The organism is Pararhodobacter marinus (genome assembly GCF_003122215.1).
In the GTDB taxonomy this organism is placed as follows: domain Bacteria; phylum Pseudomonadota; class Alphaproteobacteria; order Rhodobacterales; family Rhodobacteraceae; genus Pararhodobacter; species Pararhodobacter marinus.
On sequence record NZ_QEYD01000018.1, the window covers coordinates 37,440 to 61,255 of the forward strand.

Here is a 23,816-nt window from a genome sequence, read left to right on the forward strand (position 1 = left end):
AGGGGCTCCTGCTTACCAGCGCGACCAGAAGCCGGTCGGCAGGGGTTTGGCCAGAAGGCCGGTAAAGACCAGCCAGACGACGACCATGAAGCCGGCGGCGGCAAGGAGGGCGAAGACCGGACGCCGGAAACCCAGCGCGGCGGGCAGCACCAGGGCGACCAGCGCCGAGGCGGCGTAGAAGCCCAGCACCGGGACCAGCGCGAGATAGCCCGCACCGACCACCACCGTTACCGCGACATGGCGCGGGTGATCGACCAGCGGACGCGGCACCCGGGCGCCGCTCCACAGGGATCGAAGCGCGAGCAGGAGCCCCAGCGTGGCAAGCCCGAGCCCCAGCACCAGCGGGTAGGTCCCGCTGGCGCCCCGGTAGCCCATCGCCTGCCAGGCTGCGGCCAGCCCAAGGCCTGCGAAAAGCACGCCAAGAACGATATCCTGCCCGCGCGCGGTCATTGTGCCAGTCCGAGCGACTGGGCCACCTCGGCCAGCGCGTCGAATTCGCCCTGCAGGCGCTCGCCCAGGGCCGCGCCGGTGACGACGTTCGGGACTTCGCCCACGCCCGCCAGGAACTCGACGTATTCGGGCGAGGTGACGGTGGTCTCCAGCGCGGCGATCAGACGGTCGACGATGGCCTGATCGGTGCCGGCCGGGGCCAGAACCATGCGCCACAGCAGCGTTTCCTCGTCGCCCAGACCCAGATCGCCCAGGCCCGCGGCCTGCGGCAGGGCGGGCACGGCCTCGGCCGAGGTGACGAGCAGGCATTTCGCCTCGCCGGCCTCGGCATAGGGCAGCACCGGCGAGATCGAGCCGCCATAGATGTCCACATGGCCACCGAGGAAGTTCTGCAGCGTCTCGCCCGCACCGCCGAAGGGCACGGCGACGGTTTCGATCCCGCGCGCCTGGAAGATGCGTTCGGCGGCCAGCTGCATCGTGCCGCCGATCCCGTCATTGCCATAAGTATAGCGGCCCGGATTGGCCGCGAGCTCGGCCAGGAATTCCTCGCCGGTTTCGGCGGGGAAATCGGGGGCGACGCAGAGCGTATAGGCGGTCTGCGAGGTCGAGGCGACCGGCACGAAGCTGTCGGGCGCGTAAGCCGTGGGCTGCATCTGCGGCACGGTGGTGATCGGGCTGTTCCAGGTCGCCAGCAGCGAATACCCGTCATTGCGCGCCTGCATGAACTGGGTGACACCGACCGAGCCGCCGCCGCCGGCCGCGTTCAGGATGGCGATCGAGGTGCCAAGCTCGGCTTCCAGCAGCGTCGACAGCATGCGGGCGCTGGTATCGGTGCCGCCGCCGGCCGGGGCGGGCACCGTGATTTCGATCGGGCGTTCGGGATAGTCCGCCTGGGCGGCGGTCGTGCCGAGAAGCAGCGCAGCAGCGCCGAGCATGAGGGTTTTCATCGTGGTCCTCCCTTGGATGATGGTGGGTCAGCCGATGCGGCTGCGGTAACGGAAGCGGTCGGCGGGACCGCAGGCGATGCGCCATTCGACCGGCTCGCCGGACATGGCAAAGGCCAGTCGCTCGATCAGCGCGACGGGCGCGCCTTCGGCGATATCGAGACGGCGGGCCGTGGCGGCATCGGCAGTGCCGAAGCGCACCTCGTCCTCGGCCCGCGCGACGAAAATGCCGAACCGGTCGAGATAGACGGGATACAGAAGCGGCCCGATCTCGGTTTCAGGAATGGTTTCGAAGCCGGGGAAGCGGTCGGCGGGGATATACAGCGTCTCGGACAGGAACGGCTGCTCGGAGAGGCAGCGCAGACGCTCGATGCGGATCACCGCGTCGGTGCCCAGCGCCGCTGCCACGAAAGCAGGCGCCACGACCCGCTCGCGCGAGATCAGCCGGCTTGAGGGAATGCTGGGTGCGCCATCAGCTTCGCGTGCCTGAAAGAAGCGGAACAGCGTCGCGTCGAAGGCGGGTTTGCGCAGGAAGGTCCCCGACCCCTGCCGACGCTCGAGCAGACCCTCGTCGACAAGCTGCTGGATCGCCTTGCGGACCGTGCCCACGCTGAGCGCGTGTTCGGCCGACAGCTTGTTCTCCGACGGCAGGACGTCATCGGGCCCCCACTCGCCCGCGGCAATGCGGCGGGCAATGTCGTCGCGCAGCCTTTGATAGGCCGGCAGGCGCGTGTCGCTCAGGGGGCTGAATGCGGTCATGGAATCCTCCTGATCTCGGGATAGAGCAATTGACCCCTTCAGTCAACTAGTTCTATATAGAACCATAGAAGGTGTCGGTGAGACTGGGGGGCTCCGTGATCCGTTTTGATTGCCATGCGCATGTCTACGAGCGTCTCTTGCCCGTGTCCGGCGCGCGCTATGTGCCATCCGCGACGGCGCCCCTGGCGGACTGGCTTTCCCGGCAGAGGGCCGCGGGCCTCTCGGGCGGCGTGATCGTTCAGGTCAGCTTCCTGGGCACCGACAATTCGCAGCTGGTCGATGCCTTGGCCGGGCTGGACCGCCGGCTGTTCTCGGGCATCGCCGTCACCGCCCTCGATGTTGACGAAAGCGCGCTTCAAGCGCTTGCGGCGGCGGGCGTGACGGGGTTGCGGTGGAACCTCGTACAGGGCGCCGATCTGCCCGATCCGTCGGATCCGGTCGTGCAGCGCCTTGCCGCGATGCTGCGGGCGCTGGGGATGCATCTTGAGATCCAGCTCGAAAGCCCGAAACTGGCCGGGTATCTGCCCGCGCTTGGCCAGTTGGCGGTTCCGGTGGTGATCGACCATCTGGGCCTGCCCCGCGCAACGGCCGAGCGGGAACCCTGGATCGACGCGCTGGAATCCCTGCCTTCGCGCGAGCGGGTCTTCGTCAAGATCAGTGCGCCCTACCGGGCCGAGCGCGATCCCAGGGCGCATATCGACCGTTTGCTGACGCTCCTGCCCGGCGATCGCTTCGTCTGGGGCAGCGACTGGCCCCATACCCGCCACGAATCCCGCGCCGAATACCGCGGTCTCCTGGCCGAGGCCGCCGACCGGATCGACGATGCCGCCGCCGCCCGGACCCTGTACGGGCTGGCCGTGGCATAAGCCCGGCCACTGCCCCGCCCGTTTGCCCGACAGGCCCCGCTGCAATCCCGCCGCCGGACTGGACTCCGTCCGCGACGGGGCTCACACTTCGGCACGGGGAAAGAGCCGGTGACAGAGCAGCGCACGACGACCAAACTCTTCATTTCCTACTCCCGGAACGACGACGATCGGATCGGGCAGCTTTATGACGCCCTGTCGTCCGACGAAGACCTCACGGTGTTCCGCGACATTCACGACATCCTGCCGACGGAGGAATGGAAGCCCCGGCTGGAAAAGCTGATCCGCGAAAGCGACACGATCCTGTTTGCGATTTCGCCGTCCTCGATCCGGTCGCCGGTCTGCCAGTGGGAGCTGGGGCTGGCCGAGTCGCTCAACAAGCGGATCATTCCCGTCGTCATCGGCGAGATCGACGGCGAGGTACCGGCGGTCGTCTCGAAACTGAACTACATCTTCCTGACCGACGCGCATGATTACGCGACCGGGCTGGCCAAGATCCGCTATGCCGTCAGCCTCGATATCGACTGGATCCGCGAACATACGCGGCTGGCGGAACTGGCCGCCCGCTGGCAGACCTCGGTCCGGTCTGGTTCACAGCTTCTGCGCGGTCAGGATCTGGACGATGCGGAACGCTGGCTTCTGTCGCAGCCCCGCAACGCGCCCGAGCCGACCGAGTTGCATGGCGCCTTCATCCTTGCCAGCCGGCGCGCCCAGTCGCGGCGCCAGAGACGGATCGCGGGCGGCGCGCTGGTCGCGCTGGTTTTCGTCAGCCTGCTGGCCTCGTTCGCCTGGGTGCAGCGGAACGCCGCGCTGGAGAACGAGAGGCTGGCGCAAGAGCAGACCGGGATCGCGACCGCCGCGCGGGACGAAGCCGAGGCCCAACGCCGCCGCGCCGAAGAGAATGCCCGCCTTGCCGAGGCACAGACCGCCCGCGCCGAAAGCGCGCTGATCCAGGTCGCCGCCGAGCGCGACCGGGCCGAGCGCAATTTCAGCACCGCCAGCGGAGCCATCAACGCCCTGGTCTTCGACATCGCGCAGGGTTTGCAGGACGCCGAAGGGCTGCGGCTGGAGAGCCTCGAAGCGATCCTGTCGCGGGCCGAAGAGGCGGTGATGGGCCTGCTCGCCGCCGAGCCGGCCAATTCCCAGCTGCTGCGCATCGAGGCGGCCATGCGGGTCGAGTTTGCCGAAGTCTATGCCCGGGCGGGCCAGCGCGTACGGGCCCTGTCATCGGCCGAGCGCGCGTACGAGGTTCTGGCGGCCCTCGTGGAGAAAGAGCCCGACAACATCTTGTGGCAGCGGGATATCGCGGTCGCGCTGGAGCGGGTGGGCGATCTGCGCCTGCAGGCGGGCGACGTGGCGGGCGCGACCGACGCCTTCCGCGAGGGGCTGACCATCAGCCGCAGGCTGGCCGGGTTCGGGCCCTATGATCCCGCGGAAGAACGCGACACCTCGATCATCCTGGAACGGCTCGGCGAGCTGCATCTGCGCACCGGCGCCATCGACGAGGCGCTTGCGGTCTTTTCCGAAGCGCTTGCCATCCGGCGGCGCCTTGCGGAACAGGACGGCGCCGATACCCGCGCGCAGCGCGATTACGCAGTCAGCCTGACCCATATCGGCGACCTGCACCTGCGGGCGGGACGCTCGGCCGCCGCGCTGACCGCCTACCGGCAGGGGCTGGAAATTGCGCGCCGGCTGGTGGCGATCAACCCCGGCAACACCCTGTGGCAGCGCGATGTCGCGATCAAGCTGAACAAGATCGGCGATGTCCTTCTGGCCACGGGCAGCCCCGAGGCCGCGCGCGACGCCTTCGAGGAAAGTCTCGACATCGTGCGCCACCTTGCCGCCGTCGATCCGGGCAATACCGAATGGCAACGCGATGTCGCGATCAGCCTCAACAAGATCGGGGATCTGTACCGGCGGCTGGGCGATCCGGGACCGGCGCTCGAGGCCTATCGCGAAGCGCTCGGTATCGTGCGGGATCTGTCCGCCTCCGATCCGGGCAATACCGAATGGCAGCGTGACATCGCGATCACGCTCGAAAGGGTCGGCGACCTGAGCCTGCAGGGCGGCGACGTCGAAGCGGCGCAGGCGGCGTATCGGCAAGGCATGGAAATCCGCCGTAGCCTCGCCGCAACGGATCCGGCCAATTCCGAATGGCAGCGCGACGTGGCCATCGGGCTGGACCGGATCGCCGATCTGCACCGTTCGGCAGGCGAAATAGACGCGGCGCTCTCGGCCTATGAAGAGGCGCTGTCGATCGTCCGCCGGCTCGTCGCGACCGATCCAGGCAACACGCAATGGCGCCGCGACATCGCGATCACCCTGAACAAGATCGGCGATCTTCGTCGGATGCTGGACGCGCCCGATGCAGCCCTCGCCGCCTATACCGAAGCGCTGGCCCTCACCCGCGATCTTGTCGCGCTCGATCCGACCCACAGGCAATGGCAGCACGACGTGGCGTTCGGGCTGAACCGCATGGCCGATCTGTATCTCGGCCGGAACGACCGTCTGGCCGCGCTCGATGCCTTCGGGCAAGCGGCCGACATCCTGCGCCAGCTGCTCGGCAGCGACCCGGACAATCCGCAATGGCTGCGCGACCTGGTCCAGATCCTGAACAGGAGCGGCTTTCTTTACGCGGTGGCGGGCGAGGACGCGGAATCGCGGCAGGCATTCGGCGAGGCGCTGGATCTGGCGCGGCGGCTCGTCGCCATCGAGCCGGACAATGCCCTCTGGCAGCAGGACCTTGTTCTCAGCCTGGACGGGGTCGGCGGGCTGAGCCTGCAGGCGGGCGATCTTGAGGCCGCGCGGGCCGCCTATCGCGACGCGCTGGCGATCCGGCGCCTCTTTGTCGCGCGGGCGCCCGACGATCCGGCGGTGCAGGCGCAGCTTGTGTCGAACCTCTACAACCTGTCGCGCGCCGAAACCCCGGGTCCGGCGGTCGAGGCGCTGCAGGAAGCGCTGGATATCGTCACGCGGCTGGAACAGGCGGGGCGGCTGCAGCCCGATCAGGAAACCTGGCCCGGGCAATTGCGTGACAGGCTGTCCCTGTTGCAGGGCGAGCCCGGGACCGAGTGATCGGCAGCCGTCACGAGACTTTCAGCCGGAACAGCGCGGCGGGACGATGGCGCCCGCCTGTGGACTTTTCGCCCGTATCTTCGATCGTCCATTCGTTGGACAGCCATTTGCGGAAATTGCGCTTGTCCATCGCTTCGCCGCGCAGGGTTTCGAACACCTCCTGCGCCTGCGAGAGCGTGAACTTCGCGGGCAGGAAATCGAAGGCGACCAGCGCGCTGTCCTTGATCGACGCCGTGACGTCCCGCGCCAGCTGCGCCCGGCCATCCGCGACGATCTGCGCGTGATCGAAGGCCAGCGGCGGCAGGTCGTCCACCGGGAACCAGCGCGCATCCTGCGCATCGCTCCCGCCTTTCGCGATCAGATCGGCCGAGGGGACAAGGGCGATGAAGGCGATGGTGATCACCCGGCCGCGCGGATCGCGGCCCGGCTCGCCATAGGCGCCCAGCTGCCGGATCGGGATCCCGGCAAGCCCGGTTTCCTCTTCCAGCTCGCGAAGGGCCCCTTGCATAAGGTCTTCTTCCATCTGCACAAAACCGCCCGGGATGGCCCAGGCGCCTTTGAACGGATCGAATTTTCTCTCGATAAGCAGGACCTGGAGAACCGCGTCGCGAATCGAGAATACCAGGATATCCGTCGTCACGCTGGGGCGCGGAAACTCGTATGTGTAGCTCATGGTGCCTGTCTCTGTGTCTGACGGAATGACTAACCTATCCGGGCGGCCATGACAGGAATTTTTTGCCGTGTGCGGGTCCGGAAAGGATGGCGGTGCCCCTTGGGCCGGGGCACCGCCTTGCGGATCAATAGCACTGCCAGACGGTCACCCAGTTGCCCCAGGCGTCGTAGACCGTGACCCAGCCGCAGTAATAGGCGGTCTGTTCGTAGTCGGCGGCGGCTTCGGCTGCCGGCCCGGCGAAGTCGAGAAGCGAGGCCTGCGGGCTGGCGGGGGCGAGCGTGTCCAGGCTCGTCGGAGCGGCGTTGGCGCCAAGGGCGGTGACGGACAGGGCGGTGGCGATGAGGGCGATCTTGAACATGGTGTTTTCCTTTTGAACTGAGAGCGAGAAAAATCGGGGGTTAATCGGTTGTGGGGGTTTCGCGGTGCCGCGGGAGCGGCGGCACCGCCCGTCGGATCAGTAGCACTGCCAGACGGTCACCCAGTTGCCCCAGGCGTCGTAGACCGTGACCCAGCCGCAGTAATAGGCGGTCTGTTCGTAGTCGGCGGCGGCCTCGGCTGCCGGCCCGGCGATGTCGAGAAGCGAGGCCTGCGGGCTGGCGGGGGCGAGGGTGTCCAGGCTCGTCGGCGCGGCGTGGGCGCCAAGGGCGGTGACGGACAGGGCGGTGGCGATGAGGGCGATCTTGAACATGGTGTTTTCCTTTTGAGCTGTGTGTGGGTTGGTGTTCTGTCTTTCTATGGTGTAGTTATGACACTAAGTGATAGTGTTGTAAACACACTTATTGTGGGAGATAGACGGAAATCTCATAACCCATTGTTTGATTGATATTTTATTTGAGATTTTCGGCAGAGACGTGGCGTTCCCGCACCCGTTTCGGCAGGGAATCACGGCGCGAATCGACTTGATTCCAGGCGCGAAAGCCGCTGCTCACGCTGCCCGGACAGCGACAGGGCGACTCGGCACCCGGGCCCATGCAGAACCCGGCTGCCCCGACGGTGACGATGCCGGAGTTCCTCAGCGCCGATGCCTGCCGCGCCGGGTGCGGGCGCCGCAGGCGAAGGCAACCGGCACCGCGGCTCGTGCAGACCCAAACATGAAGGAAGGCTGGTGGGTGATGACGGACTCGAACCGCCGACATTCTCGGTGTAAACGAGACGCTCTACCAACTGAGCTAATCACCCGCGCGGCCCTGATAGCGCATGGCGGCGCGACCCTGCAAGAGCGCTCGTCGCACAACGCGGGCCCCTCGCTGTTAACCGCCCGTTAACCGCGCCCCGGCATCCTGCGCCGATGCGTATCGTTCCGTTCCTGATCGTGCTGATGCTGGCCGCCTGTGCGTCCCCCGACCGCCGTTACTGGGGGGCCGAGGCGCAAACCGTCACCATCGCCGGGCGCGACTATGCCGTGTATCGCCGCGAAAGCGGGACGCGCACCCATGTGCAGGTGATCCGCATGGGCTATGCGCGACGGCGCGAGCATGTCGAGATCCTGGGCGCGATGCGGGTCGCCGCCGAACGGGCCACCGGCTGCCAGGTGATCGAGGGCAGCGCGGACGGGGATAGCGGGGTGATGAATTTCCGCGTGCGTTGCCCGGCTGCATGAGCCTGCCCTTTGCTTTCGCCGCGTCACTTGCGCGAGATCAAGGACATTGCGCCCGCGCAGGGTGAAACTCGGGACAAACGACCACGGAACGAGGACCCCTCATGGCCAGATTGATGATGATTCTCTACGCGGTGATCGGCACGACCCTTGCCGGGATCGGTGTCGTCGCGGCGGTCTCGCTGAACCTGTACGAGTTCCAGGCGATCATCGTCGCCGCCGTGATCGGCGCCGTCCTTGGGCTGCCGGTCAGCTGGCTCGTGGCGCGCAAGCTGGAAAACATCTGAGCGGGCCGACCCGGCCCATCAATCCAGGAAGACCCGCAGCGCCGCCTCGAATTCGCGCGGTTTCTCGGCGTGCAGCCAGTGGCCCGCGCCGGGGATCTTGGCGAATTTCGCTTCAGGGAACAGCGACAGGATCCCGGGGCGGGCGTCTCGCTGGACGTAATCGGACTCGGCGCCCGACAGGAACAGCGTGGGGCCGGTGAAGGGCGTCAGGCCCTCGGTATCGACCCAACCGATGATCTGATCCATCGACCGGCCCAGAACATCCAGATTGAGCTTCCAGCGCGCCGGTTCCGGCTTCAGATCCAGCGATTGCAGCAGGAAGGCCCGCACGGCGGGCGTGTCCACGGATTGCGCCAGCCGGGCATCCGCCTCGCGCCGGTTCTCGATCCCGGTCAGGTCCATGGCCTGCATCGCCTCGACCAGATGGTTCTGGGTATGGGTATAGGCGACCGGCGCGATATCGGCGACGACCAGCCGGTTGACCAGATCGGGGCGCGTCAGCGCCAGCAGCATCGCCGCCTTGCCGCCCATCGAATGGCCCATCACGTCCATGGGCGCGCCCTCGGCCTCGATCACGGCAGCCAGATCGGCGGCCATGGCGGGATAGTCGTGCGCGTCGTCCCAGAAACTGTCGGCATGGTTGCGCATGTCGACGGACACGACGCTGCGGCTGTCCGACATCCGCTTGGCAATCGCCCCCCAGTTCCGCGCCGAGCCGAACAGGCCATGCACGATCAGCAGGCCCGGCATTTCCGAGGGTGTTCCGTCGCGGGTCAGGGTCAGAAGCGGCATGAAGATCTCAGGCTGTGCGGGGAATGACGGATTGGCGCCGCGTGGCCCCCGGCATCACGGCCAGCGCCACCATCAGCGCAACATAGAGGAACAAAGCCCAGGATCCCAGCGTGGCAAGGCTGACCCATTCATGGGTTTCCTGCCCGTCGTAAAGCCAGGTCCCGGTCAGCGTGCCCAGATTCTCGGCCAGCCAGACGCCCAGGGCGGACAGGAACAGCGACAGCAGCATCGGCATGTACCAGCGCCGGCCACGGAACGGAGTGAACCAGATCTTCGTGCGCCAGAACAGGACGGCGAGCGCCGCGAACAGCGCGTATCGGATGTCGAAAAAGACGTGCTGGGTGAAGAAATTCACATAGATCAGGGCCGCGAGCCCCAGCGCCGCCCAGCGCGGCGGGAAGGGGGTGAAACTCATCTCGAAAATGCGGATCATGCGGATCACGCAGACACCGACGGCCGAGTACATCGCCCCCACGAAAAGCGGCACATGCGCGATGGCGAAGACCCCGTGTTCGGGATAGGTCCAGTTGCCGGCGGCGGTGTTGTACCATTCCATCCCCATCCCGAGGATCGAGAACCCCACCAGCGCGGCGATTTCCTCGCGGCTTTCCAGCCGGAACAGGATGAATCCCCCCTGCACCACGACCGCAATCGCCAGCAGCACGTCATAACGCGCGACGGTCCAGGCGTCATTCCAGACCGCGTTGGTGGCAAAGATGGCGACCATCAGCACCCCGCCGAACAGGCCCGCCCACAGATGCTTCAGCACGAACATCGCTGGCTCTTGCACCGCATGCGGAAGGCGCGCGCGGGCGAAATCGCCCAGCGCGCGCTCAAGGCTGCGTGTTGCCTGACCGCTCAAGCGGTCAGAGCCCCGGATAGAGCGGGAAGCGGTCGCACAGCGCCTGGACCTTGGCGCGCACGGCGTCCTCGACCGCGGCGTTGCCGTCCTCGCCATTCGCAGCCAGCCCGTCGACCACTTCGACGATCCAGTCGGCGATGTCACGGAACTCGGCCTCGCCGAAACCGCGCGTGGTGCCGGCGGGCGTACCCAGACGGATGCCCGAGGTCACGAAGGGCTTTTCCGGGTCGAACGGCACGCCGTTCTTGTTGCAGGTGATATGCGCACGGCCCAGCGCGGCCTCGGCAGCCTTGCCGGTCACTTTCTTCGGCCGCAGGTCGGCCAGCATCAGGTGGTTGTCGGTGCCGCCCGACACGATGTCGATCCCGCCCTTCATCAGCTGGTCGGCCATCGCCTGCGCGTTCTTGACGACCTGCGCCGCGTAATCCTTGAAGCCGGGCTTCAGCGCTTCGCCGAACGCCACGGCCTTGGCCGCGATCACATGCATCAGCGGGCCGCCCTGCAGACCGGGGAAGACCGCCGAGTTGATCTTCTTGGCGATGTCGGCGTCATTGGTCAGGATCAGGCCGCCGCGCGGACCGCGCAGGGATTTGTGCGTGGTCGAGGTGACGACATGCGCGTGCTCCAGCGGCGAGGGATGCTGCCCGCCGGCCACGAGACCCGCGATATGCGCCATGTCGACATGCAGATAGGCGCCGATCTCGTCGGCGATCTCGCGGAAGGCGGCCCAGTCCCAGGTGCGGCTATAGGCCGTGCCACCGGCAAGGATCAGCTTGGGCTTGTGCTCGCGCGCCTTGGCGCGGACCTCGTCCATGTCCAGCATCTGGTCCTGCTGGCGCACGCCGTAGGACACGACGTTGAACCATTTGCCCGACATGTTGACCGGCGAGCCATGGGTCAGGTGACCGCCCGAGTTCAGGTCGAGCCCCATGAAGGTGTCGCCGGGCTTCAGCAGTGCCAGGAACACGGCCTGATTCATCTGGCTGCCCGAATTGGGCTGCACGTTCGCGAAGTTGCAGCCGAACAGTTCTTTTGCCCGCTCGATTGCCAGTTCCTCGGCGATATCGACATACTGGCAGCCACCGTAATAGCGCTTGCCCGGATAGCCCTCGGCGTACTTGTTCGTCATCACCGAACCCTGCGCCTCCATCACCGCCTTCGAGACGATGTTCTCGGACGCGATCAGCTCGATCTCGTCGCGCTGGCGACCCAGTTCGAGGCCGATGGCGCGGGCGATCTCGGGATCGCGGGTGGCGAGGTCTTCGGTGAAGAAACCGTTCTGGGCAGTCATGGACGTCTCCGGCAGTGGCGGCGATGGCGGTTGGCGCTGTTTATCGCAGGGCCGCGACGCGGGAAAGCGATGAAAACGCCGCATTCTGGGCCGGATGCGAAATGCCCTTTCCGATTGCGAGCCCGGCGCGCATTTGCGAAACCTGACGAAAGCGGGCCTGTGGGAGAACAGCGTGGCGGACCAGCAAGACGGGCAGCAGACGCCGCGGCGCGGGCCGATCGTGTTTCTGGCCAGCCAGACCGATGCCGCGCAACAGGCGCGCGCGGAACTTGTGGCGCTGTACGGCGATGCGCCGCTGGCGCAGGCCGGGGCCATCGTGGCACTGGGCGGCGACGGGTTCATGCTGGAGACGCTGCACGCGACCCAGCATCGCGACGTGCCGGTCTACGGGATGAATCGCGGCACCGTGGGCTTTCTGATGAACAGCTACGATACCGAGGACCTGCCCGCACGGCTGGCCGCGGCGCAGGAAAACGTGCTGAACCCGCTGTCGATGAAAGCCACCGACGCGCAGGGACGGGTGCACGAGGCGCTGGCGATCAACGAGGTCTCGCTGTTGCGCGCGGGACCGCAGGCGGCGCGGTTGCGGATCTCGATCGACGGGCTGGTGCGGATGGAAGAGCTCGTCTGCGACGGCGCGCTGGTGGCGACGCCGGCGGGGTCCACGGCGTACAATTATTCGGCCCATGGCCCGATCCTGCCGATCGGCGCCGACGTGCTGGCGCTGACTCCGGTCGCGGCCTTCCGCCCGCGCCGCTGGCGCGGCGCCCTGCTGCCGAAATCGGCGAAGGTGCGCTTCGAGGTGCTGGATCCCGCCAAGCGGCCGGTCATGGCCGAGGGCGACGGGCAATCGGTGCGCGATGTCGTCTCGGTCGAGATCCGCTCGGATCCGGGCGTGCGCCATCGGTTGCTGTTCGACCCCGGTCACGGGCTGGAAGAGCGGCTGATCCGCGAGCAGTTCTTCTGATTTGTCACGGGGGAGGGGTTTCGCCCTCGTCCCCCGCGCCTTCGGCACGGGCGCCTCGCGCGACCCGGCGGGGGCATTCTGCCCCCGCACCCCCTGAGGATATTTCCGGAACAAAGACGGTGCGGCGCCGGGACCCGAGGCTCAGCGCCGCGCCTCGCGGATCCACGCGCCGAGGATGAAGCTGGCGCCCAGCAGGAGCCACGCCCAGGCGGGCAGCATCGGCGTGAGCCGCAGATCGGTCGTGACGTAGGCGTTGCGCGGGGTGATCCCCAGCCAGCCGCGCCCGAAGGCCTGCCGCCCGGCATCGACCGCGCGCAAGGCGGGAAGACCCGCGGCGACCGGGGCAATACCGCCGCGCGTGGCCTCGATCAGCGCGCCGAGCGGCGCGGGATCAGCAACGACGCGTTCGTATTCGCGCGGATTGGCGGTGCCCAGCACGGCCACGGTGTCGAGATCGGCCGATTGCAGCCGGTAGAGCCCCGGTTCGTCACCCTGCCAGTCGGCGGTGAAGCGACCCGGCGCCGTTTCTTCGAGCGGGATCTCGACGCGGCTGTCATCGGGGCGCGTGATCGTCACCGAATGCGGCCCGTCCGAGAGCGAGCGGCGGGTGATCTGCAGGGTCAGGCCCTGCGCCTCGGCCACCAGCGCCTCTTCCTCCAGTTCGGGCTCGCGCATCATCCAATGGGCGAGGCGGCGCAGCAATTCGGCCTGGGGACCGCCCCCTTCGAAGCCGCGATCCCACAGCCATGCCTGATCCGAGGCGAGCATCGCCACCCGCCCCTCGCCCGCGCGGTCGAGCACCAGAAGCGGGCGGTCGCCCGCGCCGTCCATCACCACCTGGCCCGAGCCCGGGATCAGCTCGATCTGGCGCAGCCAGCGGCCCCAGCCGGGCGCCTCGCCCTCGGCCTCGGGCGGAAAATCGGCGTCGAGCCCGGCGGTGACCGGGTGGCGCTGGCCCAGATCCGACAGGCGCGGCGTGAAGGGCTGCTCGAAGACCCGCGCGGTGGGTTCGGCGGGCAGGATGCGGCCCAGGGGCGAGTGGTAGATGCTTTCGGCCGAGGCCAGTTCCGGCCCCCCCGCGACCAAGAGCGCGCCCCCCTCGGTCACGTAACGCTGGATATTGCTGAAATACGAGGTCGGCAGGATCCCCCGGCGGCGGTAGCGGTCGAAGATGATGAGGTCGAATTCGTCGATCTTCTCGACGAAAAGCTCGCGCGTCGGGAAGGCGATGAGAGAAAGCTCGTTGACCGGCACACCGTCCTGACGATCCGGCGGGCGCAGGATGGTGAAATGCACGAGATCCACGGACGGATCGGATTTCAGCAGGTTGCGCCAGGTGCGCTGGCCGGTATGCGGCTCACCCGAGACAAGAAGCACGCGCAGCCGGTCGCGGATGCCATTGATCTGGACCACGGCGGAATTGTTGCGGTCAGTCAGCTCGCCCGCGCCGGTGGGCAGCTCGAATCGCAGGACGTTCATGCCGCCCCGATCCAGCGTCAGGTCCAGATTCATGTCCACGCCCACGGGCGCGGTGGCATAGCGCAGGTCTTCGCCGTTCAGCGCAAAGCCCACCTGGACCGGGCGGCCCCGAATGTCCTCGGGCACGTCGCCCTCGTCCTCGATCCGCAGGGTCAGGGTCATGGTTTCGCCCAGAATGCCATAGGCCGGCGCGTTGCGCACGATCAGGCGGCGGTCCCAGTCGCCCGGCTCGCCGGTCTGCAGCAGGTGAACGGGCGCCTGTGGCGGAGCGCGCAGCGCGTCCTGCGCCAGACCGTCCGACACCACGAACACCCCCGCCAGCCGGTCGCGCGGCAGATCGGCCAGCGCGGCGTCGAGAGCGCCGTGCAGGGTCGAGCCGCCATTGTCGGGCGCATCGGGCACGGACACCACGCGCTCTTCGACGCCCAGCCGCGCCAGTTCGGCGCCGAGCTGGTCGACCGCCGCATCGCTCTGGTCCGGTCGCCCGGCCAGCCGGTTCGAGCCGGTCTCGTCACGCAGGATCAGCGCGATGTCGGGCAGCGGCTGGCGGTCTTCGCTTTGCAGCGACGGATTGGCCAGCGCGGCGAGGATCAGCACGAAGCCGAGAAACCGGAACGGCCAGCCCGCCAGCCCGCGCAGCACCGACACAAGCGTCACGGCCAGCGCCAGCGCGGCCAGAACGGCCAGCGGCAGCCAGCCCAGAAGCGGGTCGAAAACCACCGAGGCGCCGGTCATTGGCCAAGCCTTTCAAGCAATGCGGGAACATGGACCTGATCGGATTTGTAGTTCCCCGACAGCACATGCATGATCAGGTTGACGCCGAAGCGCAGCGCCAGCTCGCGCTGGCGCTCGCCCGTGGTCCCCCGCCCGACCGGCAGAAGCGGCATGCCGCTGTCATCCACTGCCCAGGCCGAGGCCCAGTCATTCGAGCCGATCACAACGGGCGTCACGCCGTCATTGAGATTGCGAAACGGCATGCCCTCGGCCTGTTCGGCATCGGCGGGCGACGCTTCGACCCAGACGGTGCCGCCCTGATAGCGGCCGGGATAATCGCTGAGCAGATAGAAGGTGCGGGTCAGGACATGGTCGTCGGGCACGGGTTCGAGCGGCGGAATATCCAGACCGGCGGCGATCTGCTGCAGGCGTCGGGCCTGCGCGGTGGTTCCGCCCGTCAGGCGCGCCTGCTCGGCGTCGCGCGTGTCGAACAGGATCATGCCGCCGGTGCGCAGATAGGCATTGAGCCGGGCATAGGCTTCGGTCGAGGGCAGCGGGCTTTCGGCGGTCACCGGCCAGTAGAGGAAGGGAAAGACCGACAACTCGTCGGTTTCGATATCGACCGCCATCGGCAGGCTGGGTTCCACCGACGAGCGCAGGTACAGCGCCGTCGACAGCCCGCGCAGCCCGGCCAGCGCGACATCGTCGACCTGCGGATCGCCCGACGAGACGGCGCCCAGGACCACCGCCTCGGTCGCTTCCAGGATGCGGGTATCGACCGGCTGCGCCTCGGCGCGGGGGGCGATCACGCCCAGCGCCAGAACCACCATCGCCGCGCGCAGAAGCCGCCCGCCCAGCGCCAGCGTGGCCAGCGAATCGAGCATCAGGACCACCGCGGCCAGCGCGAAGACATAGCCCGCCAGCGGCACTTCCTGCCGCTCGAGCCCTGTTTCCAGATTGGTCCCGACCGGCCATTGCGCGGCATTGAGCGGCGTCTGCGCGCCGGTCGCATTGACCGCCAGCCGCAACGCCGTTCCGGCGTAAAGACCCGGCGGGATGTCGGGGCCCGGCTGCGCCTCGCCGCGCAGGACGGGCGCCAGATCCTCGCCCGCGATGGCGGCGCGATCCTCGGCATCCGTCAGCAAGCCGAAGCCGTCCATCACCTCTTCGGGCTGCCAGCTTGTGCCCTGCAGCTCGCCCGCCTCGGGCACCGTGCCCCGGGTCGAGACCGACAGCCGGTCCAGCATGTCGACGAAGAGCCCCGACAACGGCAGGTTCGACCATTCGGCATTGGCGGTGACGTGGAACAGCACCACCTGCCCCGCGCCCCGCGCCGCCCGCGTGACCAGCGGCGTGCCATCTGCCAGCGCGGCGATGGTGCGGTCGGCCAGATCGGGGCCCGGCTGCGCCAGAACCTGCGCCCGAATGCCGACATCGGCGGGAATCGGCAGGCCGGCAAAGGGCGATTCATCGGCGAAGGGCGCCAGCGTGCGCGGATCGCCCCAGCTCATCGCGCCGCCCACCGTGCGCCCGCCCGCGCGCAGCGGCACCGGCAGAAGCGGGTCCTCGGCCTGCGCAACGAAGCCCGAGGCCGAGGCCCCGGCACCCGCCATGCGCGGCCCGGCAAAACGCAGCAGCAAGCCGCCATCCTCGACCCAGTCGGACAGGTCCCGCGTTTCGCCCTCGGTCATCGCGGGCATGTCGGCCAGCACGATCACGTCGGGCCCGGCGAGCAGAAGATCGTCGATCGACACGCTTTCGATCAGATCGGCGCTCGGTTCGAGCGCCTGGCGCAGGTAATGCAGCGGCGACAGCAGGGCGAGCGATTCATTCCCCTCGCGCACCGCCAGCAGCCCCACCTTGCGCCGGCGCAGGCTGTCATCGGCGATGCTGACCGCGCCCGCGCCGCGCAGCCCTTCGACCTGGAAGCGGGTGATGCGGTTGCGCAATTCGGGCGGCAGGTCGAAGCTGGCCTCGGCACTGGTCGCGCCCGCCTCGAAGCTCAGCGGCGCGCGGGCAAGGTCGCGCTGCGCGCCCGCCGGGTCGCGGCCCACGGCCAGCAGCGTCAGCGCCTGGGCCGGGCCGCCGGTGCGGCGCGCGGTGACATGCACGCCCTCGCCGTCAAAGGTCGCAGGGGCCAGCGCGATCACCGGCGTTTCGGGCTCGAAGACCTGAACCGGGCCGGTCTGCGACAAGGCAGCCAGCAGCGCGGCCCGCCCGTCGCGGGCCAGACCGTCGCTGAACCACAGGGTTTCGGCCCCCTCGGGCAGGTCCGCCACCCAGTCGGGGAGGTCCGCCTCCGGCGACCAGGGACGCGGCGTCACGCCGGGCAGACGCTCGCGCCAATGCTCGGCCGCGCGGAAGTCCAGCGCGCCCACGGGCGGATCGGTCAGCGTGACCACCGCCACCGGACGCCCGGCGCGCTGCGCCTCGTCCAGGGCCTGCGTCGCCCGCTCGATCCGGCGCGGCCAGTCGCGCGCGCTGGCCCAGCTGGCATCCATCACCACGACCAGCGGCCCCTGCCCCGGCAAGGCGCGGGTCGGGTTCAGCACCGGCCCCGCCAGCGCCACGATCAGCGCGCCCAGCGCGGCGATGCGGATCAGCAGCAGCCACCACGGCGTCCGCTGGCTTTCGGGATCGCGGTCCTTCAGACCCAGCAGCAGCGCGATGCCGGGAAAGCGGCGACGCACTGGCGCGGGCGGCACGGCGCGCAGAAGCCACCACAGGATCGGCAGCGCCAGCAGCGCCCAGAGCAGCACGGGCGCAGAGAAGCCCAGAGCGTTCATCGCCGCCCTCCGCCCAGCGCCTGATAGAGCCACAGCAGCCCTTCCGAGGCCGGGCGATCCGTATGCAGCGTCGTCGCGTGCCAGCCCGATTGCCGCGCCAGCGCCTGCAAGCGGTCCTTGCGCTGCGCCAGCCGCTCCAGGTAGGCGGCTTTCAGGTCGCCCGCGCGCAATGTCTCGAAAGCCATATGCCCCGACATGCTTTCAAACCGGGTGCGACCGTCGAAGGGAAAGCCCTCTTCCACCGGGTCCAGCACCTGCACCAGAATCCCGCGCATCGTGCGCGCGGCAGCCAGCGCCAGCGCCTGCTCGATCGGGTCGAGCGCGCCCAGAAAATCCGAGAAAATCACCACATGCCCGCCGGTCGGCGCGGTATGCAGGTCGATGGCGCCATGCTCGGCCCCGGCGCCCGGCTCTTCGGCCAGGGCCACGGCCAGCGCATTGGCCTGCGCGCGGCCCGCGCGGGGGGGCATGTCGGCCTCGGCCAGCCCCACGCGCTCACCGCCGCGCAGCAAGGCAAGACCCAGCGCCATCGCCAGAAGACGCGCGCGGCGCGACTTGGTCTCGCGCCCGTCATCGCCCGTGAAATTCATCGCGGCGCCGCTATCGACCCACAGGCTCACGGCCCGCGCAGCCTGCCATTCGGTTTCGCGCAGATAAACATCATCGCCACGCGCCGAGCGGCGCCAGTCGATGCGGGTGATCCCGTCGCCGGGGCTCAGCGGGCGGAATTGCCAGAACTCGGCCCCCGAGCCTGCACGCCGGCGACCATGCGCGCCGGGCAGGACCGAGCTTGCCAGATGATCGGCGGCGACCAGAAGCGGGGGCAACCCGCCCGACAGCGCCTCGCCCGAGCGCCTGAGATCTGCACCGCCATGGGATGCGGGTGGTGTCACGCAGCCACCTCGAGCGTGCCGGTGACACGGCCCGCGATCCGGTCGATCACGCCGCCCAGCGATTCGCCGCGCGCCCGGGCGGCAAAGGACAGCGCCATCCGGTGAATGAGCACCGGACGCGCCAGCGCGGCGACATCCTCGGCCGACGGGGCCAGGCGGCCCTGCAGCAGGGCCCGCGCGCGGACCGCCAGCATCAGCGCCTGAGCCGCGCGCGGACCCGGACCCCAGGCGAGGCTGTCGCCCAGCGAGGCATCTGCTTCGGGCGTGCCCGGACGGCAGGCGCGGACCAGCGCAAGGATCGTGTCGACCACGCTGTCGCCCACCGGCATCCGGCGGATCAGCGTCTGCGCCTCGATCAGTTCGGCGGCGGTGAAGATTTCGGTGACGGCGGCATCCTCGGTCCCGGTGGTCGCCATCAGGATCGCGCGCTCGGTATCGAGATCGGGATATTCGACGTCGATCTGCACCAGGAAACGGTCGAGCTGCGCTTCGGGCAGCGGATAGGTGCCCTCTTGCTCGATCGGGTTCTGCGTGGCCAGAACGTGGAACGGCGCGCCCAGCTTGCGGTGCTGACCGGCAATCGTGACCTCGCGCTCCTGCATCGCCTGCAGAAGGGCCGACTGGGTCCGGGGCGAGGCGCGGTTGATCTCGTCGGCCATCAGAAGCTGGCAGAAGACCGGCCCTTCGATGAAGCGGAAGGCGCGGCGCCCGTCCTCGGCGGTATCGAGAACCTCGGAGCCCAGGATATCGGCGGGCATCAGGTCGGGCGTGAACTGCACGCGGTTCGATTGCAGGCCCATCACCACGGCCAGCGTATCGACAAGCCGCGTCTTGCCCAGCCCCGGCAGACCCACCAGAAGCGCGTGTCCGCCCGACAGAAGCGCCGTCAGCGACAGGTCCACGACCGTCTCCTGACCGATGAAGCGCGGGGCGATGGCCGCGCGCGCCTGAGCAAGGCGTTCGCCAAGGGCCTCGATGGCAGGGACCAACGTATCGCTCATGCGGACATTCCTCCGGGTCGTGACCTTCGTACTGGGCAAGTTATATGGAAGGGTACGCGATAGGCCCAGACCAAGTTGGATAAAATGACGGCGCCACAAGACAATGTGACACCCAGCGCGGAGGGATTGGCTGCCTCGGCGCAAAAGGCCAGCAAAAAGGGCGGTTTGCCGCCCGTGCACCTGTGGGACCCGCCCTTTTGCGGCGATCTGGACATGCGCATCGCGCGCGACGGGACGTGGTTCTACCTTGGCACCCCCATCGGGCGCCCGGCGCTGGTGCGGCTGTTCTCGACCATCCTGAAGCGGGAGGACGGGAAATATTTCCTTGTCACCCCGGTCGAGAAAGTGGGCATCACCGTCGAGGACGCGCCCTTCGTCGCGGTGGATTTCACCGCCAGGGGCGAGGGTGAGGCGCAGGTCCTGCGCTTCGAGACCAATGTCGGCGATCATGCCGAAGCCGGGGCGGATCACCCGATCCGGGTTGTGCGCGATCCCGAGACGGGCGAGCCCTCGCCCTATGTGATGATCCGCGCGGGGCTGGAGGCGCTGATCGACCGCAAGAGCTTTTACCGGCTGGTCGAACTGGGCGTGCATCACCCGCATGAGGGCGTGTCGTGGTTCGGCCTTTGGTCGGGCGGCGTGTTCTTCCCGGTGATTCCGTCGGACAAGCTGTAAGGCCGGGTTTGCGCGGCGGAGCGCCGTTGTGCTGATGGCAAAAGCGAGGGGGCTCCGCGCCCCCCCCTTCTGATGGCAAAGGCGAGGGGGCTGCGCGCCCCCTCGCGCTCCCTGCGCCAAGGGGGGCTGTCTGCCCCCCTTGGATCCCCCCGAGGATATTTGTGGAACAAAGATGGGGGATTGCCGCGCGGGGAACGGTCGTGCAGACCCGGGCGCATGGTTTTCAGGAGAGGGTCGGATGACCGCTTCGCCGCAACGCGCGCGTCTGGCCGTCTCGGCCATGTTTTTCGTCAACGGGCTGATGCTGGGAAGCTGGGCCGCGCGCGTGCCCGCTTTCGTCGAGCGATTCGATCTGGGACCCGCGCTTTTGGGCCAGTTGCTGCTGTGCCTGGCGGGCGGGGCGATCCTGTCCTTTCCGCTGGCGGGACGGCTGAGCGATGCCATCGGCGCGGCGCGGGCGACGCGGTGGCTGGCGCTTTACCATGTGTTGACCCTGCCGCTTCTGACGCTTGCGCCCTCGCCCTTGTGGCTGGCCGGGGCGCTGGTTCTGTTCGGCGCGGGCCATGGGGCGATGGACGTGGCGATGAACGGCTGGGGCGCCGAGGTCGAGCGCGCCTTGCGTCGCCCGGCGATGTCGGCCTTTCACGCGATGTGGAGCCTGGGGGCGGGAACCGGCGCGCTTCTGGGCGTCGTGGCGGTGCGCGCGGGGCTGGCGCCGGGCGGGCATTTCCTGGCCGTGGCGCTGGTCTTCGGCGCGCTGGGGCTGGCGCTGGCGCGGATCGGCTGGGAATCGCGGCGCGGCGGAGCGGCGGGGCCCGGTTTCGCGCTGCCCTCGGGGGCGCTGATCCTGGCCGGGCTTGCCGCCTTCTGCGCCTCGATCGGCGAGGGGGCGATGGCGGATTGGTCGGCGGTCTTCCTGATCGACGTGGCGCGCACGAGCGAGGCGCAGGCGGCGCTGGGTTACGGCGTCTATTCGGTCGCGATGTTCACCGCGCGGCTGAGCGCGCATCACGCCATTGCGCGGCTGGGCGCGGTGACGACCGCGCGGCTTGCGGGACTGCTGGCCTTTGCCGGGCTCTGCGTGGCGTTGCTGGGCCAGACGCTGACCGCCGGGCTGGTGGGATTCGCGCTGCTGGGGCTGGGCTATTCGGTGGTGATGCCGCTGGCCTTCAGCCGCGCCGCGAACGATCCCGAGACGCCGCAGGGCCGCGCCATCGCCGGCGTTGCCACGCTGGGCTATGGCGGCATGGTCGCGGGCCCGGCACTGATCGGCGGCATCGCGCATCTGGCCGGGCTGACCACGGCCTTCTGGCTGATCGCGCTGCTGGCTCTGGGCATCACCGCGCTGGCGGGGGCGCTGAAACCCGCGACCTGAGTCTCAGCCCGCGGGCTGACCGTGATGCGAGGTCAGCTCGAGGAAGGCGTCTTCGAGATCCGGCTCGGCGGTCGAGACATCGACGACATCCGCCCCCGCCCCCTGCAGCGCGGTCAGGATCGCGCCCGCGCCCAGATGCGAGCGCTTGTAGCTGAACGCGGTCCAGCCGTCGGCGCGGTCTTCGCGGCTGACGCCCTCGGGCAGCGAGACCTGCCCCAGCGGTGCCCCGGTGCGCACCAGGAGGGTCTTCGCATCCATCCGTTTCAGGATCGATTCGGTCGTGTCGCGGATGATCAGCGACCCCTGGTCGATGATGGCGATCTCGTCGCACATTTCCTGCGCTTCTTCGAGGTAATGCGTGGTCAGGATGATCGTCATGCCCTGCCGGTTCAGCTCGCGGACATTGGTCCACAGCATCTGCCGCAGCTCGATATCGACGCCCGCCGTGGGTTCGTCCAGCACCAGGATCTGCGGCGCGTGGACCAGTGCCTTGCCCAGTAGAAGCCGCCGCCGCATCCCGCCCGAAAGCGTGCGCGCATAGGCCTCGGCCTTGTCGGTCAGGCCGATGAGTTCGAGGATCTCCTCGGTTCGGCGCTCTTTCGGCGGCACGCCGTAAAGGCCCGCCTGCACTTCGAGCGATTCGCGCGGGGTGAAGAACGGGTCGACCGACAACTCCTGCGGCATCACGCCGATCGCGGCGCGCGACTGGCGCGGGTTCTCGTCCTGGTCGAAGCCCCAGATCCGCACCTTGCCCGAGGTCTTGCGCACAAGCCCGGCCATGATGTTGATCATCGTCGATTTGCCCGCCCCGTTGGGCCCCAGCAGCCCGAAGACCGAGCCTTCGGGGATGGTCAGATCGACGCCCTTGAGCGCCTCTTTCGCGGCGGTGCGTTTGCCTGCGGCGTAAACCTTGCGCAAACCTTCGATTTCGATCGCGTTGCGGCTCATCTTGCTCCCGCCCTGAAAATTCGTATTGATGGGGCGTATCACCTAGGGCGATTATGCGTCCTGGACAAGGAATACTCCCAAGGAAGAGAGCCAAGGAAGCGCGATGTCCGTTCCCCAGCAGCCCGCCCATGCCGCCCCGGCCACCCATAAAGCGACCGCGCGGCGCGTGGCTTGCGATGGCGGCGAAGGCGCGCTGGGACACCCGCGCGTCTGGCTGACGATCCCGCATGAAACCGGCTGGGTCGACTGTCCCTATTGCGACGCGCGCTACGTTCTGGACCCCGACGCGGCCGATCACGGGCACTGACCCCGGCCCCGGCCGCCATGCCCTGCGCATCCTCTGTGCCGCCCTGCACAGAGGCACCACTGGAAGCGACGCCTGACAGCACCGATATTCCCTGCAACCGCTATGCAAGGGAAACCCCGCCATGTCCTTTCGTCCCGTGACCAAGACCAGCCGCGCCAAACCCACGATGGAGGGCGCCGGCGTCCATCTGCACCGCGCCTTCGGTTTCGGCGACCCGACCGAGGGCGACCCGTTCCTGATGCTGGACGATTTCCGCAACGATTCGCCCGAGTTGTATCGCAAGGGCTTTCCGTGGCACCCGCATCGGGGGATCGAGACGATCACCTATGTGCTGGAAGGCACGGTCGAGCACAGCGATTCGCTGGGCAACAAGGGGCGTCTTGGCTCGGGCTCGGTGCAGTGGATGACCGCCGGGTCGGGGATCCTGCATCAGGAAATGCCCAAGGGGAACGCCAAGGGTCAGATGCATGGTTTCCAGCTGTGGGCGAACCTGCCGCGCCGGCTGAAGATGACCGCGCCGCGCTATCAGGACATCAAGGGCTCGGATATCGACACGGTTGTCGATGACGACGGCACCGCCGTGCGCATCATCACCGGCAAGTTCTGGGGCAAGGTCGGGCCCGTGGACGGCATCGCCGCCGAGCCGCTGATGCTGGATGTCTCGGTCCCGCCCAACACCCGCAAGGTGCTGCCGGTCGATACCTATCTGAACACCTTCGCCTATGTCTTCGCCGGCAAGGGCACGTTCCGCGATGCCTCGCGGCCCCAGGGGGTGCTGGTCGAGAAAGAGTTTCAGGGTCAGGAACTGAACCTGCGCGACATGACGGGCGACCGTACGCTGGTGCGCTTCGGCACGGGTGACGAGATCGTGGTGAATGCCGGGCCGGAAGGGATCCGCTTCCTTCTGGTGTCGGGCAAGCCGATCAAGGAGCCGGTGGCGTGGCACGGACCCATCGTGATGAACTCTCAGGCCGAGCTGAAACAGGCGTTCAAGGAATTGAACAACGGCACTTTCATCAAGGACCAGTCCGACCGCAACTGGCGCTGAGATAGGGCAGGCCCGGTTTCCATGACCGGG

General features: G+C 68.3%; 23 protein-coding genes and 1 tRNA gene. 9 read left to right on the forward strand and 15 right to left on the reverse strand.

Going from position 1 to position 23,816, the window contains the following annotated elements; genetic code table 11:
* Positions 1-12 precede the first annotated feature (12 nt).
* From C4N9_RS21140 to C4N9_RS21150, 3 genes are read right to left on the reverse strand one after another with little or no spacing between them, the layout of a single operon-like run.
* Positions 13-450, reverse strand: coding sequence for a tripartite tricarboxylate transporter TctB family protein (locus tag C4N9_RS21140; RefSeq protein WP_109535333.1), 438 nt, complete (start codon positions 448-450; stop codon positions 13-15).
* The gene (locus tag C4N9_RS21145) at positions 447-1,397 is read right to left on the reverse strand and encodes a tripartite tricarboxylate transporter substrate binding protein (protein ID WP_109535334.1); all 951 of its coding nucleotides are present in this window, start codon (positions 1,395-1,397) and stop codon (positions 447-449) included. Before C4N9_RS21145 ends, C4N9_RS21140 begins: the two co-directional genes overlap by 4 nt.
* Positions 1,398-1,424: 27 nt before the next feature.
* The gene (locus tag C4N9_RS21150) at positions 1,425-2,153 is read right to left on the reverse strand and encodes a GntR family transcriptional regulator (protein WP_109535335.1); all 729 of its coding nucleotides are present in this window, start codon (positions 2,151-2,153) and stop codon (positions 1,425-1,427) included.
* Between the two features lie 95 nt (positions 2,154-2,248).
* On the opposite strand from C4N9_RS21150, the gene C4N9_RS21155 reads away from it, so the two are divergent.
* Positions 2,249-3,019, forward strand: coding sequence for an amidohydrolase family protein (locus C4N9_RS21155; protein ID WP_109535336.1), 771 nt, complete (start codon positions 2,249-2,251; stop codon positions 3,017-3,019).
* 108 nt (positions 3,020-3,127) lie between these two features.
* Entirely contained in the window at positions 3,128-6,091 is a 2,964-nt protein-coding gene (locus tag C4N9_RS21160) for a tetratricopeptide repeat protein (RefSeq protein WP_109535337.1), read from the forward strand.
* A gap of 10 nt (positions 6,092-6,101) precedes the next feature.
* Here the strand turns inward: C4N9_RS21160 and C4N9_RS21165 are convergent, their stop codons facing one another.
* The 4 genes from C4N9_RS21165 to C4N9_RS21180 all read right to left on the reverse strand — a co-directional run bounded on the left by C4N9_RS21165 (position 6,102) and on the right by C4N9_RS21180 (position 7,943).
* Complete coding sequence (locus tag C4N9_RS21165) at positions 6,102-6,764, reverse strand: NUDIX hydrolase (RefSeq protein ID WP_109535338.1); 663 nt, start codon at positions 6,762-6,764, stop codon at positions 6,102-6,104.
* 124 nt (positions 6,765-6,888) lie between these two features.
* Positions 6,889-7,122, reverse strand: coding sequence for a hypothetical protein (locus C4N9_RS21170; RefSeq protein WP_109535339.1), 234 nt, complete (start codon positions 7,120-7,122; stop codon positions 6,889-6,891).
* A 96-nt stretch (positions 7,123-7,218) separates the two neighbouring features.
* Entirely contained in the window at positions 7,219-7,452 is a 234-nt protein-coding gene (locus C4N9_RS21175; RefSeq protein WP_109535340.1) for a hypothetical protein, read from the reverse strand.
* A gap of 415 nt (positions 7,453-7,867) precedes the next feature.
* A tRNA-Val gene (locus C4N9_RS21180) sits at positions 7,868-7,943 on the reverse strand.
* A 109-nt stretch (positions 7,944-8,052) separates the two neighbouring features.
* Between C4N9_RS21180 and C4N9_RS21185 the strand changes: the two genes are divergently transcribed.
* Both C4N9_RS21185 and C4N9_RS21190 read left to right on the forward strand, forming a co-directional pair.
* Positions 8,053-8,364 carry a hypothetical protein gene (locus C4N9_RS21185; RefSeq protein WP_109535341.1) on the forward strand — a complete coding sequence of 104 codons (312 nt, stop codon included), beginning with the start codon at positions 8,053-8,055 and terminating at the stop codon, positions 8,362-8,364.
* 101 nt (positions 8,365-8,465) lie between these two features.
* Positions 8,466-8,648, forward strand: coding sequence for a hypothetical protein (locus C4N9_RS21190; protein ID WP_109535342.1), 183 nt, complete (start codon positions 8,466-8,468; stop codon positions 8,646-8,648).
* Between the two features lie 18 nt (positions 8,649-8,666).
* On the opposite strand, the gene C4N9_RS21195 is transcribed toward C4N9_RS21190, so the two are convergent.
* The 3 genes from C4N9_RS21195 to glyA form a co-directional block, all read right to left on the reverse strand.
* Positions 8,667-9,440 (reverse strand): alpha/beta fold hydrolase, encoded by a 774-nt coding sequence (locus C4N9_RS21195; protein ID WP_109535343.1) that lies wholly within the window; start codon positions 9,438-9,440, stop codon positions 8,667-8,669.
* A gap of 7 nt (positions 9,441-9,447) precedes the next feature.
* A complete protein-coding gene (locus C4N9_RS21200; RefSeq protein WP_168192314.1) occupies positions 9,448-10,215 on the reverse strand; it encodes a DUF817 family protein in 768 nt (255 codons plus the stop codon).
* A gap of 91 nt (positions 10,216-10,306) precedes the next feature.
* Positions 10,307-11,593 (reverse strand): serine hydroxymethyltransferase, encoded by a 1,287-nt coding sequence (gene glyA, locus C4N9_RS21205; RefSeq protein ID WP_109535345.1) that lies wholly within the window; start codon positions 11,591-11,593, stop codon positions 10,307-10,309.
* A gap of 172 nt (positions 11,594-11,765) precedes the next feature.
* Here glyA and C4N9_RS21210 point away from each other — a divergent pair, with 172 nt between their 5' ends.
* Entirely contained in the window at positions 11,766-12,560 is a 795-nt protein-coding gene (locus C4N9_RS21210) for an NAD kinase (protein ID WP_245902654.1), read from the forward strand.
* A gap of 141 nt (positions 12,561-12,701) precedes the next feature.
* Here the strand turns inward: C4N9_RS21210 and C4N9_RS21215 are convergent, their stop codons facing one another.
* Genes C4N9_RS21215 through C4N9_RS21230 form a run of 4 tightly spaced genes read right to left on the reverse strand, consistent with a single transcriptional unit; the run spans position 12,702 to position 19,433 of the window.
* A complete protein-coding gene (locus tag C4N9_RS21215; protein ID WP_109535347.1) occupies positions 12,702-14,774 on the reverse strand; it encodes a hypothetical protein in 2,073 nt (690 codons plus the stop codon).
* The gene (locus C4N9_RS21220; protein WP_109535348.1) at positions 14,771-17,539 is read right to left on the reverse strand and encodes a DUF4159 domain-containing protein; all 2,769 of its coding nucleotides are present in this window, start codon (positions 17,537-17,539) and stop codon (positions 14,771-14,773) included. The genes C4N9_RS21215 and C4N9_RS21220 overlap by 4 nt, the downstream gene beginning before the upstream one ends.
* Entirely contained in the window at positions 17,536-18,432 is an 897-nt protein-coding gene (locus C4N9_RS21225) for a DUF58 domain-containing protein (protein WP_109535349.1), read from the reverse strand. Before C4N9_RS21225 ends, C4N9_RS21220 begins: the two co-directional genes overlap by 4 nt.
* On the reverse strand, positions 18,429-19,433 hold the full coding sequence (locus C4N9_RS21230) for an AAA family ATPase (protein WP_109535350.1): 1,005 nt from the start codon (positions 19,431-19,433) through the stop codon (positions 18,429-18,431). Before C4N9_RS21230 ends, C4N9_RS21225 begins: the two co-directional genes overlap by 4 nt.
* 84 nt (positions 19,434-19,517) lie before the next feature.
* On the opposite strand from C4N9_RS21230, the gene C4N9_RS21235 reads away from it, so the two are divergent.
* The gene (locus C4N9_RS21235) at positions 19,518-20,108 is read left to right on the forward strand and encodes a DUF1285 domain-containing protein (protein ID WP_109535351.1); all 591 of its coding nucleotides are present in this window, start codon (positions 19,518-19,520) and stop codon (positions 20,106-20,108) included.
* Between the two features lie 238 nt (positions 20,109-20,346).
* Positions 20,347-21,483 carry an MFS transporter gene (locus C4N9_RS21240; protein ID WP_245902655.1) on the forward strand — a complete coding sequence of 379 codons (1,137 nt, stop codon included), beginning with the start codon at positions 20,347-20,349 and terminating at the stop codon, positions 21,481-21,483.
* Between the two features lie 3 nt (positions 21,484-21,486).
* Here C4N9_RS21240 and C4N9_RS21245 read toward each other — a convergent pair whose 3' ends face one another.
* The gene (locus tag C4N9_RS21245; protein WP_109535352.1) at positions 21,487-22,431 is read right to left on the reverse strand and encodes an ABC transporter ATP-binding protein; all 945 of its coding nucleotides are present in this window, start codon (positions 22,429-22,431) and stop codon (positions 21,487-21,489) included.
* A gap of 103 nt (positions 22,432-22,534) precedes the next feature.
* Here C4N9_RS21245 and C4N9_RS21250 point away from each other — a divergent pair, with 103 nt between their 5' ends.
* Together C4N9_RS21250 and C4N9_RS21255 are read left to right on the forward strand one after the other, a co-directional pair.
* Positions 22,535-22,738, forward strand: coding sequence for a zinc-finger domain-containing protein (locus C4N9_RS21250; protein WP_109535353.1), 204 nt, complete (start codon positions 22,535-22,537; stop codon positions 22,736-22,738).
* 121 nt (positions 22,739-22,859) lie between these two features.
* Positions 22,860-23,786, forward strand: coding sequence for a pirin family protein (locus C4N9_RS21255; RefSeq protein ID WP_109535354.1), 927 nt, complete (start codon positions 22,860-22,862; stop codon positions 23,784-23,786).
* The last annotated feature ends 30 nt before the right edge of the window (positions 23,787-23,816 follow it).